Source organism: Aquabacterium sp., from assembly GCF_016195855.1.
In the GTDB taxonomy this organism is placed as follows: Bacteria; Pseudomonadota; Gammaproteobacteria; order Burkholderiales; family Burkholderiaceae_C; genus Aquabacterium.
The window spans coordinates 63,467-76,660 of record NZ_JACPYU010000012.1; the positions used below are offsets into that span (position 1 = coordinate 63,467).

Annotated in this window: 10 protein-coding genes; 8 read left to right on the plus strand and 2 right to left on the minus strand. The window is 65.0% G+C overall.

The features are described from left to right. The first annotated feature begins 123 nt into the window (after nucleotides 1-123). From HY019_RS10430 to HY019_RS10445, 4 genes are all read left to right on the plus strand, one after another. Nucleotides 124-825: a TetR/AcrR family transcriptional regulator gene (locus HY019_RS10430; RefSeq protein WP_290691719.1), complete on the plus strand. Its 702-nt coding sequence runs from the start codon at nucleotides 124-126 to the stop codon at nucleotides 823-825. A gap of 110 nt (nucleotides 826-935) precedes the next feature. After that, on the plus strand, nucleotides 936-2,579 hold the full coding sequence (locus tag HY019_RS10435; protein ID WP_290691721.1) for a PAS domain-containing methyl-accepting chemotaxis protein: 1,644 nt from the start codon (nucleotides 936-938) through the stop codon (nucleotides 2,577-2,579). Beyond that, nucleotides 2,576-4,093, plus strand: a complete 1,518-nt coding sequence (locus HY019_RS10440) for a PAS domain S-box protein (RefSeq protein ID WP_290691723.1) — start codon at nucleotides 2,576-2,578, stop codon at nucleotides 4,091-4,093. Before HY019_RS10435 ends, HY019_RS10440 begins: the two co-directional genes overlap by 4 nt. A 135-nt stretch (nucleotides 4,094-4,228) precedes the next feature. Then, nucleotides 4,229-4,849 carry a response regulator transcription factor gene (locus HY019_RS10445; protein WP_290691725.1) on the plus strand — a complete coding sequence of 207 codons (621 nt, stop codon included), beginning with the start codon at nucleotides 4,229-4,231 and terminating at the stop codon, nucleotides 4,847-4,849. Between the two features lie 37 nt (nucleotides 4,850-4,886). Here the strand turns inward: HY019_RS10445 and HY019_RS10450 are convergent, their stop codons facing one another. Continuing rightward, nucleotides 4,887-6,275, minus strand: a complete 1,389-nt coding sequence (locus HY019_RS10450) for a PAS domain-containing protein (protein ID WP_290691727.1) — start codon at nucleotides 6,273-6,275, stop codon at nucleotides 4,887-4,889. 5 nt (nucleotides 6,276-6,280) lie between these two features. Further along, nucleotides 6,281-7,324 carry a dihydroorotase gene (pyrC, locus tag HY019_RS10455; RefSeq protein WP_290691729.1) on the minus strand — a complete coding sequence of 348 codons (1,044 nt, stop codon included), beginning with the start codon at nucleotides 7,322-7,324 and terminating at the stop codon, nucleotides 6,281-6,283. A gap of 262 nt (nucleotides 7,325-7,586) precedes the next feature. Here pyrC and HY019_RS10460 point away from each other — a divergent pair, with 262 nt between their 5' ends. From HY019_RS10460 to HY019_RS10475, 4 genes are all read left to right on the plus strand, one after another. Further along, nucleotides 7,587-10,262 carry a C25 family cysteine peptidase gene (locus tag HY019_RS10460; protein ID WP_290691731.1) on the plus strand — a complete coding sequence of 892 codons (2,676 nt, stop codon included), beginning with the start codon at nucleotides 7,587-7,589 and terminating at the stop codon, nucleotides 10,260-10,262. Between the two features lie 50 nt (nucleotides 10,263-10,312). After that, nucleotides 10,313-10,864, plus strand: coding sequence for a cohesin domain-containing protein (locus HY019_RS10465; RefSeq protein ID WP_290691733.1), 552 nt, complete (start codon nucleotides 10,313-10,315; stop codon nucleotides 10,862-10,864). 138 nt (nucleotides 10,865-11,002) lie between these two features. Then, the gene (locus HY019_RS10470; protein WP_290691737.1) at nucleotides 11,003-12,070 is read left to right on the plus strand and encodes a putative solute-binding protein; all 1,068 of its coding nucleotides are present in this window, start codon (nucleotides 11,003-11,005) and stop codon (nucleotides 12,068-12,070) included. A 214-nt stretch (nucleotides 12,071-12,284) separates the two neighbouring features. Further along, a complete protein-coding gene (locus HY019_RS10475; protein WP_290691740.1) occupies nucleotides 12,285-13,112 on the plus strand; it encodes a dienelactone hydrolase family protein in 828 nt (275 codons plus the stop codon). The last annotated feature ends 82 nt before the right edge of the window (nucleotides 13,113-13,194 follow it).

The window sequence follows — 13,194 nt, forward strand, 5'->3', positions numbered from 1 at the left end:
TCGTCAGCCCGCCGTCGGGGTTTGACCCGTCAGACGCTTGGGGTGTGATGCGTCGTCCGGCAGAATCGGTGCACACAGATCGGCACGCAGCGTACCTGCACCGATCGCACCGGACGCCGCCCCATGCCCGACCTGCCCGCCAAGAAAAAACGTGCCGCCACCGTCACCCGTCGCTACGGTGGGGTGGACGCGGCCGAGCGCCGACGCGAGCGGCAGCGTCGGCTCATGGCGGCGGGGCTGGCGGTCTTTGGCACACGCGGCTACCACCTGTCCACCGTGCGGGACATCTGCGCGCAGGCCGGCCTGACCGAGCGCTATTTCTACGAGTCCTTCAAAGCCCTGGGCGAGCTGTTCGATGCCGTCTACGCCGAGTTGCGCAGCCAGCTGCAGCAAAGGGTGATGCAGTCCGTCATCGTGCAGGGTGCACGTCACCTCGACCCAATGGCCATGGGCGAAGGCTCGTTGCGCGCCTGGTATGCCTTCCTGCATGAAGACCCGCGGCGCGCCCGCGTCATGCTGATCGATGCGGTGAGCGTCAGCGACAGCGGCATGCGCGGTGCAGAAGCGGCCATCAACGAGTTCAAGGGCATGCTGCGTGCATTCATCAGCATGATGTACCCCGATGTCGAGCGCCACGGCATCAACATGGACGTGATCGTTTCCGGGCTGGTGGGCGCCACCATCTACATCGCCAAGAACTGGACGCAGTCCGGCTTCAAGCCCTCGCTCGATGAGATCCTGATGCACAACATGATGATCTACCGCAGCCTGGATCTGCTGTACAAAAAACAGCAGGCCGAGCAGACTTCAGTCGCCGCGTATTGAACCATGGTCGTTCAGGATTTCCTGAATCCGATTACGTGTTCCGCTGACAGACAGCGCCCACCCCGCTCCCTATCATTTCCCATGCGAATAACAGGGATAACGGAGCGTGCATGCGTGAAAACCTGCCGATCACACAAAAAGAATACCCGGTCGACGAATTTGAAACCCTGCTGTCCACCACGGACACCAAGGGTCGCATCCGCTACGCCAACGATGCTTTCTTGCGCGTAGCGGGCTACAGCAAGGACGAGTTGTACGGCCAGCCCCACAACCTGGTGCGTCACCCCGACATGCCTCCTGAGGCCTTCGCTGACCTGTGGCAGACGGTGAAGGCCGGCGCCACCTGGTCTGCCCTGGTCAAGAACCGCCGCAGTGACGGTGACCACTATTGGGTGCGCGCCAACGTCACCCCCATCCGCAATGGCAAGGAGGTCGTGGGCTATATGTCCGTGCGGACCCGTGCCGACCCCGATGCGGTGCGCGCCATGGCCCCGCTGTATGAAGCCCTGCGAGACGGGCGCCTGCGGGGCTGGTGCCTCCGGCAGGGCCGCCTGGTGCGATCAGGGGCCCTGGTCTGGCTCGATCGTGTGCGCAACATGTCGGTGGGCAACCGGCTGACGCTGGGCATCACGGCCATCGCGGCCACCAGCTTGCTTGATCTGCTGCCGCAAAGCACCGAATCACGCGCCCTCGCCGTCGCGATCATGGCCTGCACCTGCGCCATGGTCCTGGCCTGGTGGCGCGCCACGGTGTTGCGGCCTCTGACCGAATTGGTGGCCCAGGCTCGGCTGGTGGCCAGCGGGCAAAAGCCCCAGGCCCTGTTTCCCGATCGGGCCGATGAGATCGGCGCCCTGATGCGCGGCATCGAGCAGGCCGGGCTCAACCTGGTGGCCCTGGGCTGCGACATCCGCGGGCAGGTCGAGAAGGTCAAGGTGTCTGTGGCGGCGATGCAGGACGGCAACCTGGATCTGTATGGCCGCACCGGCCGCGCCACCGAGAAGCTGGCCGAGACCGCCTCGGCGATGGAGCAGCTGGCCGCCACCATCACGGCCAACCAGGACACCGCGCAATCGCTGTCGGGCCTGGCCAGCGAGGCCGACGGCGCCACCAGCAATGGCAAGGCCATGATGGCCCGCACCCTGGAGACCATGCACGGCATCGCCCAGTCCGGGCAGCGCGTGTCAGAGATCACCGCCATGATCGATGCCATCGCGTTTCAGACCAATATCCTGGCACTGAACGCGGCGGTCGAAGCCGCACGCGCCGGCGAACACGGCCGGGGCTTTGCGGTGGTGGCGGCCGAGGTGCGGGCCTTGTCCAAGAAGAGCGCCGACGCGGCCAACGAGATCAAGGCCGTGATCGAGGCATCCAAGGCCCAGGTGGATGCCGGCCTGAATGTGGTCGAGCAGGCGGGCACGTCCATGGACAACATCCAGCGTGTGGTGGGCACGCTCAACGAGCTGACCCAGGAGATCCGCGTGGCCGCCGAGCAGCAGGCTGATGGCGTGGCCTGCGTCAACGAAGCGATTGCCGAGCTGGAGACCTTGACCCAGCAAAACGGCGATCTGGTGGAGACCGGCGCCGCCGCCACGATGGCCCTGCACGAGCAGGCCATGCGCCTGAGCGAAGCGGCCTCGATCTACCAGCTCTGCCATCTGTCTCAGCCAGCAGAAACCGAAGCCCTGGCAGACGCCCAGGCAGACACACCAACCCCAAGGCCAGTGCCCCTCACGGAGATGGACGCGACTGCATGAACTTCAGCCCCGCCATGGAACCCGCCGACAGCACGCTGGCCAAAATGCGGCTCGCGCTTGATCACCACGCGATCGTGAGCGTCACGGACCGGCACGGCGTGATCACCCAGGCCAATGACCGCTTCTGCGCCATCAGTGGCTACAACCGCGATGAGCTGATCGGCCGCACACACGGCATCCTCAAGTCGGGCCGCCACGGCGAAGCCTTGTACCAGGACCTGTGGCGCACCATCGCCAGTGGCCAGGTCTGGCATGGCGTGATCTGCAACCGCCGCAAGAACGGCGGCTACTACTGGGTGAAGTCCACCATCGTGCCCTTGTGTGATGCCCATGGCACCGTGCAGGAGTACGTGTCCATCCGCACGGACATCACGGACCGCTTGCTGGCCCAGGCGCACTCGTCCTTGCTCACACAGGTGCTGGACTTGACCGACCAGGGTGTGGTGATCGCAGATCGCGGCGGGCAGGTGATCTACACCAACCACGCGGCCGCCTCTTTGCTGGGCCATGCCGCGTCGGGCCTGCAGGGCCGCTCGGTGCTGGATTTTGTGCCTGCACGCCTGAAGGTCCGCTACCTCAAACGGCTCAACAGCATCACGACGTGCGACTTCCACTGGCAGGGCAAAGTCCCCTTGCTGCGGGCCGATGGTTCGCACATGACCTCGTCCAGCCACGTCGGTGTCGTGGCCAACCACGAGGGCATGCCCGCCTTCTTCTTCAACATCTTCTCGGACTGCTCCGATGACATCGCCAGGCAGGCGGCCTTGCGCGCGGCCAAACAAAGTGCCGAGCAGGCCAGCGCGGCCAAGACGGCGGTGCTCTCCAACATCAGCCACGAGTTGAGGACGCCGCTCAATGCCATCCTTGGGTTTGGCCAGTTGCTGTGCAAAGACCTGACGCAGCCCAGGCAGGCCGGCTTTGCCCGCGAGATCCTGTTTGCAGGCCAGCACCTGATGGGCTTGATCAACGGCATCCTGGATCTGGCCCAGATCGAAAGTGGCCACGATGTGATGACGCTGGAAGCGGTGGACCTGGTCGAACAGCTGCAGGCCTGTCTGTCCTTGCTCCACCCCATGGCCTGCGACAAACAGATCAGCGTCATCAACACCCTGCTGGAGCCCACCTGGGTCAGGGCCGATCGCCTGCGTGTCCGGCAGGTGCTGCTCAACCTGCTGTCCAACGCGATCAAGTACAGCCACACCAGTGGCTACGTCAAGCTGGAGCGGGTGGCCGCGCCCGAGGGGCGCATCCGCCTGGCCATCACCGACCGCGGCTACGGCATCCGCCCCGATCAGATGGGTGAGTTGTTCAAGCCCTTCAACCGCCTGGGTGCCCGTGCACGTGGCATCGAAGGCACGGGCATCGGCCTGGCCATCTGCAAGAAGCTGCTGGACAACATGGACGGCCACATCGGCGTGCACAGTGTGGAACACCAGGGCAGCACCTTCTGGATCGACCTGCCCGCCGCCTCGCCATGTGAAACCGCCACCCCCACAAGCGCGCGGGCTTCATGAAAGCTTGACCCAGGTCAACGGCGCCCGCATTGCCTTCCAGTCGGCCGCAACCATATAGTCCCTGTCCCCTGCATGAGCATAGGCCGGGCCCTTCTCTCATTGCATCTCAGTCGCATTCAAGCAGTCAGCAGTACCGTGACGATTCGTATCGCCATCGCCGATGATCATCCGATTGTGTTCGGAGGGCTCCAGCAATTGATCGCCACCACCACCGACATGCAAGTGGTGGGGCGTGCAGCCACCCGCCTGGAGGTGCTGCGCCTGCTGAGCGACACGCCTTTGGATGTCCTGGTGCTCGATCTCTCGATTCCGGGTGCACAAGGCCTGTCGCTGTTGCAGGAGCTCATGGAGCAGGAGGAAGCGCCGCCGGTCGTGATCCTGTCCATGCACAACGAAGGCCAGATCATCAAGCGCGCCATGAAGCTGGGCGCATCGGCCTACGTCACAAAGGGCAGCGACCCGATGTTCGTGCTCACGGCCATCCGCAGGGTGGCCAGAGGCGGCAAGTACATCGACCCGGCCTTGATGGAGTCCGTGGCATCGTCCTTCGCGCAAGAGCGCCACGAGTTCCTGTCCGCACGGGAGGAGCAGGTCCTGCGGTTGATCGTGTCGGGCGAGCCCATCGGCCACATCGCCGAGCGCCTGAACCTCAGCCCCAAGACCATCAGCACGCACAAGACGCGCATCATGCAGAAGCTGGACATCGGCAACAACGCCGATCTGGTGAAGTACGCGCTCAAGCACGGCCTGAGCTGAGGCAACACCGGGCGCGGCGCCCACGGCGCGCCAGCGCTCACACGGGGATGTCGATCCGGATGGTGGTGCCCCTGCCAGGCGCGGTGTCGATGTGCACCTGCCCCCCCAGGGACAAGACACGTTCGCGCATGCTCAGCAGGCCAAAACCTGCTTGCTGGCGAACCGCCGAGGCATCGAACCCGCGGCCGTTGTCGCGGATGCACAAGGCCAGTTCATGCGCGGTGTGGCGCAAGGTGATGTCGACCCGACTGGCCTGCGCATGCCGAACCACATTGGTCAGGGACTCCTGCACCACGCGGAAGATGGTGGCGGCCTGCGCGTCTGGCAAAGACAGGTCCGAGGTATCGAAGTCCACGTCGCAGACGATGCGGCTGCGTTGGGCCACGTCCTGCGCCAGCCACTCCAGGGCCGGCAAGAGCCCGAAGTCCAGCGCCGCCGGCCGCAAGCTGGTGCTGACGCTGCGCGCCACCATGAACATCTTGTCGACCAGGCTTTGCATGTCATCGAGGGTGGCGCTCACCTTGTCACCGCCGCTGGCGATCTCGCGGCGCACCTGGGCAATGTCCATGCGCATGGCCGACAGCAACTGGCCCAGCTCGTCGTGCAGTTCACGCGAGATGTGCTTGCGGTCTTCTTCACAGGTCACTTCATGGTGGGCCACCATGTCCCGCAACTCGTTGCGCGAGGCCAGCAGGGCCAGCTCCATGGCCTTGCGCTCGCTCACATCCTGTGCGGTACCACGCAGCTTGAAAACGGCGCCACCTGCATCACGTACCGGGTGCCCGTGCGCCAAAAGCCACCCATCGGTCCCGTCGTCGCGCACAAACGGCAGCTCCAGCGCATAGGGCTCGCCCGCTTCAATGGCGCGCGTCACGCAGGCGTGCAGCCTCTGCCAGTGCTCGGGGGGATGGTGGTGCGCCAGCTCGTTGAAACGCGGGGGCGGCAAGGCTGGATCGCGCCCAAAGAGGCTGTACAACTCGGGCGACCAGTCCACGGCATCGGCCTGGATGTCCCAGCACCAGCTGCCCAGGCGCCCGATGCGTTGCGCCTCCTTGAGCTCCTCGCTGGTCTGCCTGATGTCCGTGATGTCGGACACCAGCGCGAAGAAACCCTCCACGACCCCGTCCACGCAATCGGGGATGTAGTGGGCCTGCGTGTGGTGCCGGTCGCCGCGCGGGTCCACGATCGTGCGGTCAAATGTCTGCGCCTGCCCGGCCAGGGCGGCATCCACATAGGGCTTGTTCAAGGCATACAGCTGCGGGCCGATCACCTCGGAGAGGTGCCGCCCATGCATCTGCGCCGGGCTCATGCCGAACCATTCCAGGTAGGCGCGGTTGCCATAGCGGTTGCGCGCGTCCCTGTCCCAGTAGCCCACCAGGGCGGGCAACTCGTCGAGCAGAACGTGGAGGCGCGGGTCGATCTTCACAGACGTCAGACCATGCGCCAGTGCAGGGTTTCGCCACCACGCAGCGGCTTGATCTGAGCCTCGCCAAATGGCAGGGCCTCGGGCACGACCCAGTCCTCACGCACCAGCGTGATCTTGTCGGCGTTGCGCGGCAGGCCGTAGTAATCGGCGCCATAGAAGCTGGCAAAGGCTTCGAGCTTGTCAAGCGCACCGGCGGCCTCGAAGGCTTCGGCGTACAGCTCGATGGCGCAGGGCGCGGTGTAGCAACCGGCGCAACCCGATGCATGCTCCTTCAGGTGCGATGCATGCGGCGCGCTGTCGGTGCCCAGGAAGAACTTCGGGCTGCCACTGGTGGCGGCCTGGACCAGGGCCACACGGTGCTCTTCGCGCTTGAGGATGGGCAGGCAGTAGTAGTGCGGGCGCACGCCCCCCATGAAGATGGCATTGCGGTTGTACAGCAAGTGCTGGGGCGTGATGGTGGCGCCCACGAAGCGGTCGGCCTCGTTCACATACTGCGCGGCCTCCTTGGTGGTGATGTGCTCGAAAACCACCTTCAGCTCGGGGAAGTCACGGCGCAGCGGGATCAGCTTGTCGTCGATGAAGGCCTTCTCGCGGTCGAACACGTCCACATCGCCGTCGGTCACTTCACCGTGCACGCACAGCACCAGGCCCTCGCGCTGCATGGCCTCCAGCACCTTGTAGGTCTTACGCAGGTCGGTCACGCCCGCATCGCTGTTGGTGGTGGCCCCGGCGGGGTAGAGCTTGAAGGCCACGGCGCCCATGGCCTTGGCCTTGGCCGCTTCTTCAGCCGGTGTGTTGTCCGTCAGGTAGAGCACCATCAAGGGCTCGAAGCTCATGCCGGCTGGCACGGCCGCCAGGATGCGCTCGCGGTAGCCCTGCGCCTGTTCGGCCGTGATCACGGGCGGGCGCAGATTGGGCATGACGATGGCGCGGGCAAATTGCCGCGCCGTGGCCGGCACCACCGCCGCCATGGCCGCGCCATCACGCACGTGCAGGTGCCAGTCATCGGGGCGGGTCAGAACCAGTGAGGAAGGCGCAGAGGTGGTCATGGCAGGCAGGCGGGCAGCAAAAGGGGCGAAAACAAGGATTTTCTCATTTCCGACATGACCTTCGTCCAGCTCCCTAAGTGTGGGGGCGCCACTTCGTGAATTAGGGCCCCTGTTCTAGGCTCCCGTGCCGCCCGCCGCCCCCACCCTTAGGGGCAAGCCCGCAAAGCAGCCTTGTGGCGCGGCACACCGCTCCCTAGCCTTCGCTTCCATACCGATCCAAGTCCGGCTCGGTGTTGTTGTGAGACCGCTTTTGGAGGCAACCATGAACCTGTTGTTGAACCCCCATGCCCCCCGTCTGCTTCGGCAGCCGCTGCGGGCCTGCGCACAAGGCAGCCTTGCGCTGCTGGCGCAACTGGCCCTGAGCCAGACCTCGATGGCCCAGACCGCACCCGGCGTGCGCATCGACACTGTGTCGATCAGCCCGGATGCCACCGTGCTGCGCGTGACCGTGCCCAAGCCCATGCTGGCCAATGTGGAAACCACCAGCGGCCTGTTCCAGCGCTTTGCGCAGGGCGGTGGCACCGGCGCCGTCAGCAATGACAGCGACGAAGTCGGCCTGCCCGAAGTGCCGGTGGCCGGCTTCTCGCTGGCCCTGCCCGTGGACGGCAAGGGCGGCGTGGTGGACATCACACCCGAAGGCGGCATCCAGCGCCTGCCCGCGCGCCTGTACCCCATCCAGCCGCCCATCTCCGCCAGGCTGGGTGACCATGAACTGCCCAAGTTTGCGTTCAACGCCGACATCTGGGCCAAGGGCGTGAAGACCCCGGGCCAGAAGCAAGGTGAGCGCACCATCTTCAAGGGTGATGCCAATGTGCAGGGCTACCAGCTCAGCCCCTATGGCTACGACCCCAGCCAGCAGCTGATCACCTACTACCCCAGCTACCTGGTGACCATCAAGCACCCCGGCAACTGCTTCCAGTACGACCGCCTGCAACTCAAGGGCGTGCTGGGCACCACGCAGAAGGCCGGCTTTGACGGCATCGACCAGCGCATCGAAAAGCTGCTGCTGCCCGCCGTGCAGTTCACGCTCAACAAGTCCCTGGTGGCCGAGCTGACCTGTGCCCCGCCCATCACGCTGGACCCGGCCTTCCTGGGGGCCCGCTACCTGATCATCACGCACCCCAACTTCAAGGCCGCCGCCGATGCGCTCAAAGCCCACAAAGAGGCTTTGGGCATCTCCACCCGCGTGGTCACCACCAGCGAGATCACCGGTGCGGGCGCCAGCGCCACCAACACCCAGATCCGCAACTGGATCAGCAGCTACTACAACAGCCACCTTGTGCGGCCCAAGTGGGTGCTGTTCATGGGTGACGCCGAGTACGTGCCCACCCACTACGATGCCAAGAACATCTGGGACAGCGCGAAGAATGCCGGCGACATCTGGTTCGGCCAGTTCCTGCCTGGTGCCACCGCCACCACCATCCCGCCTTTCGGCATCGGTCGCTTCCCGGTGGACACGCTGGCCCAGGCCAACACCGTGGTCTCCAAGGTGATCGCGTTCGAGAACGCGCCGCCGCCCAATCCCATCTTCGGGCAGGACTTCTACAGCCGCCTGACCTTTGCCTCCTACTTCCAGGGCGGCGGCAGCACCGACCAGCGCTGGTTCGTCGAAACCACCGAGCGCGTGCGTGACCACGCCGTTGGCAAGGGCTACAGCGTGCCGCGCCTGTACACGGCCTCGGCCTCGTCCAACCCCTTGTTCTACAACAGCGGCGCGGCCATGCCCTCGGCGCTGAACAAGCCTGGCTTTGCCTGGAACGCCACCCGCACGGACATCGCCAACGCCATCAACCAGGGCTCGGCGCTGGTCTACCACCGCGACCACGGCTGGTGGGACGGCTGGGGGGACCCTTCGTTCAGCACCAGCGACCTGTCGCTTGTGTCGGTGACCAACAACCAGTACCCGGTCGTCTTCAGCATCAACTGCGCCAGCGGTGTGTTTGACAACGAAACCGTGGACCTGCCCGGCAACATCTGGGGCTCGGGCTACGGCATGTCCACCAGCACGACCTACTGGGCCGAAGCCTTCCTGCGCAAGGCCGACGGCGCCCTGGCCGTGATCGGCGACAGCCGTCAGAGCAGCACCACCGACAACAACCAGCTCACGCTGGGCCTGTTCGATGGCGTCTTCCCTGGTTTGATCACCACCTACGGCACCAGCAGTCCGGTGCAACGCCTGGGTGACCTGCTCAACTACGCCAAGGCTTATGTGAGCGATGTGGCCAACGGCTCGCAAAGCAACCAGCACCCGCTGGACAGCACACAAAGCCGCCCCGGCATCGTCAACCTGCAGCAGGAGCTCAACATCTACAACCTGCTGGGCGACCCGACCGTCAAGCTGCGCGTGGCCCCACCCTGGAAGTTCAGCATCCCCATCATCACGCTGGAATCGAACATCGCGAAGATCAAGGTGCCCTTCCAGCCTGGTTGCCTGACCTGCCCGCCCAATCTGGCCAAGCCTGAGTGGATCACTGCCATCGCCATCGACCCGCTCACCGGTGGCACCGTGGGCCGAGGCCTGATCGATGACAACGGCAACGGCTCGATCGACCTGGGCGACTTCAAGGGCAACAACGTGTGGGTGCGCGTGGGCTCGCCTGATGGTGCCACCACCCAGGCGGCCTCCACCGAGACCGACACCGATGGCGACGGCGTGCCCGACAGCCGCGACAACTGCATCCTCGTGCCCAACAAGGACCAGCTCGACACCGACGGTGATGGTTATGGCAACGCCTGCGATGCCGACCTGAACAACGATGGCTTCGTCAACTCGCTGGACCTGGCCGCCATGCGCAACCAGTTCGCCAAGCGCCGCGTGCCCGGCGACCTCAACGGCGACGGCATCGTGAACTCGCTGGACATCAGCCTGTTCGCCAAGCTGTTCGGCAAGGCCCCCGGCCCCTCGGCCTTCCACCTCGACACCATCACCCGCAAGTGAACCCCTGTCCAACACCTTTCATCAACCGCAACCCTTCAACGGAGATCACCATGAAACTGCATCAAACCCTGCTGGCCTCGGCCACCCTGCTGGCCTGCCTGGCTGCGCAAGCCCAGACCGTGTCCATCACCCCCTCATTGAGCAATGTGAACCTGGGCGACACCTTCTCGGTGGACGTGGCCGCCACGGGCTTCCCCGACAAGATCTTTGGTGGCGGCTACAACCTCGCCTTTGATCCGGCCATATTGCAACTTGATGCCGTCACCATCCCCGCGTCGTGGGAGTTCGCCACCTCCACCGGCCTGCTGGACCCGGTAGCCGGCACGGTCAGCGACGTGTTCTTCAACACCTTTGTGGCCCCGATCAAGGGCGACTTCCTGACCGCCACGCTGAAGTTCACGGCGGTGGGCAGCGGCACCTCGGCCATCAGCCTGAGCGAGTCGGGCGCCTTCCCATTCGGTAACGAGTTCGGCAACCCGGTGGCCGTCACCTATGTCAACGGCAGCGTGAACGTGGCGGCCGTGCCCGAGCCCTCCAGCCTGGCCTTGCTGCTCGCGGGCGTGGCCTGCATGGGCCTGGTGAGCTCGCGCAGAAGGACCTGATCACAGCGGCATCTGGCCTGCCAGGGCGACCACTGGCACCAGATTGAAGGGCCTTCGCGACGCGAGGGCCCTTTTTTGTCGCATGGGCATCGACGCCGCACGGTACATCGCTTAGGGTTCGGGTCCCAGACCACTTGTGTGCCTGCCAAGCCTCTGCCCGCCATGCCGCTGATCTCGCGCCCTTTCACCACCCTGCTCGCCGCACTGCCCCTGCTCCTGCCCGCCGCCGCGCACGCCGCCGACCCCAGGTTGTGCGTGTTCGACCTGCAAGGCGCCAGCGGCGAGATGTTCAACGCGGCCAAGGACTATGCCCTGGCCATGCAGGGTGCCGGCTTCAGCCTCACGCTCAAGTCCTATGTGGACGAGCGCGTGGCCGTGGATGACTTTCGCACCGGCCAATGTGATGCGGTGCTGGCCACGGCCTTTCGCACACGCGCCTTCAACCCTGTCACCGCGGCCACCGACTCCTTCGGTGCGGCCTTGATCCTGCGCCAGGGCAAGGTGGACCATGCCGCTGGCCACGAGGTCATCCGCATGGCCAGCCAGATCTTCAACGCGCCGTCGGCATCCAGCTATGTGGTGCAAGGCAAGTACGAGATGGCGGGGCTGATCGACGTGGGCGCGGTGTACGCCGTGGTGCGCGACAAGCGCATGAACACCCCCGAGGCCATGGCCGGCAAGAAGATCCTGGCCTTCGATCACGACAAGGCCCAGGCCCACCTCATCCTCAAGGCAGGTGCGCAGCCCGTCACGGCCGACGTCACCAACTTCGCCAACAAGTTCAACAACGGCATGGCCGACATGGCCGCCGCACCGGCGATCGCCTTCAAGCCGCTGGAGCTGCTCAAGGGCATGGGCCCACAAGGCGCGGTCTGCCGCTTCCCTTACCTGATCATGAGCTACCAGCTCATCATCGACCGCACGCGCTTTGCGCCCGCCTTCGCCGACACCTCGCGCCGCTACTGGTTCACCCACTTCGACGAGGTGCTGGCCCGCATCAACAAGGCCGAGGTGGAGCTGCCCGCCAGCGTCTGGATGGACCTCTCGGCCGAGAACACGCCCAAGTACGCCGAGTTCCTGCGGCAGACACGCGTGGAGCTGGCCGAACAAGGCATCTACAACAAGCAAGGGCTCAAGCTGCTCAAGCGCATCCGCTGCAAGCTCAATGCAGCCGATCAGGAATGCACGATGCCCACTGAAAACTGAGCCGATCAAGCCGTCGCGCAATCGTCCTCACCCGTTCGGTCTATATCGCTATTCCCAGCAGGAGATACCCGTGTTTGGCACCGCAGGCCAAGTGCCCCGCGTCCAAAGTAAAGAATGATTCGTGACGTGCCAGAACAATGCGTCAACTCGTCGCACCTCTGATTCAAAGGGCGGCGATGAACCCCTCTCATAAGCACACTGAAAGGACGACAGCATGTTCAAGATCAAACACACACTCGGCGCATTGAGTCTGAGCCTCCTGGCCCTGGCCTCCACCGCGACCCACGCCGTGCAGAACGGCCCCGCCCCCACCCTGGACGCCATCAAGGCCGACGGCCCCTACGCCATCACCTCGCAAGCCGTGGCCGGCAACGGCTTTGGTGCCGGCACCATCTACACGCCCACGGCCGCAGGCAAGTACGCCCTGGTCGCCATCTGCCCGGGCTTCGTGTCCGCACAGAGCACCATGGCCGGCCTGGCCAAGCGCCTGGCCACGCATGGTTTCGTGGTGGTGGCCATCTCCACCAACACGCTGTTTGACTTCCCCTCCAGCCGCGCCACGCAGCTGCTGGCCGCGCTCAAGACCGTGAGCGCGCTGAACACCGGCGCCGTGGCCGGCAAGATCGACACCACCCGCCAGGCCGTGTCCGGCTGGTCCATGGGTGGTGGCGGCACGCTGGAAGCGGCTGGTTCTACGCCGGGCCTGGTCGCTGCCGTGGCCTTTGCCCCCTGGGATACGTCCACCACCAAGATGAAGGTCAACAAGGTGCCCGCCGCCATCATCGGTGGCACGTCTGACACCATCGCCCCGGTGGCCAGCCACTCGCAGAAGTTCTATGACGCCATCCCCGCCACCACGCCCAAGCTGCTGGCCGTGATCGAAGGCGCCGACCACTTCTTCCCCACCAAGGCCAGCGAGCCCACCAGCTACACCAACATCTCGTGGATGAAGCGCTTTGCAGATGGCGACACACGCTACAGCACCTTCCTCAATGGCAACGACGCGGCCCTGGCGAGCTTCTCGTCCAACGGCCCGTTCTGATGGCGGTGATGGCCGTGCCCTGTTGATCATTCAGGCACGGCTCGCAAGCACCCAAAGAGACCGGCGCATCGCTGCCCGGTCT

Excerpts from the sequence above, each read along its gene's own strand:
- HY019_RS10475 (WP_290691740.1), top strand. The coding sequence starts at position 12,285 with ATGTTCAAGATCAAACACACACTCGGCGCATTGAGTCTGAGCCTCCTG.
- HY019_RS10465 (WP_290691733.1), top strand. The coding sequence starts at position 10,313 with ATGAAACTGCATCAAACCCTGCTGGCCTCGGCCACCCTGCTGGCCTGC.
- pyrC (WP_290691729.1), bottom strand. The coding sequence starts at position 7,324 with ATGACCACCTCTGCGCCTTCCTCACTGGTTCTGACCCGCCCCGATGAC.
- HY019_RS10430 (WP_290691719.1), top strand. The coding sequence starts at position 124 with ATGCCCGACCTGCCCGCCAAGAAAAAACGTGCCGCCACCGTCACCCGT.
- HY019_RS10435 (WP_290691721.1), top strand. The coding sequence starts at position 936 with ATGCGTGAAAACCTGCCGATCACACAAAAAGAATACCCGGTCGACGAA.
- HY019_RS10460 (WP_290691731.1), top strand. The coding sequence starts at position 7,587 with ATGAACCTGTTGTTGAACCCCCATGCCCCCCGTCTGCTTCGGCAGCCG.
- HY019_RS10440 (WP_290691723.1), top strand. The coding sequence starts at position 2,576 with ATGAACTTCAGCCCCGCCATGGAACCCGCCGACAGCACGCTGGCCAAA.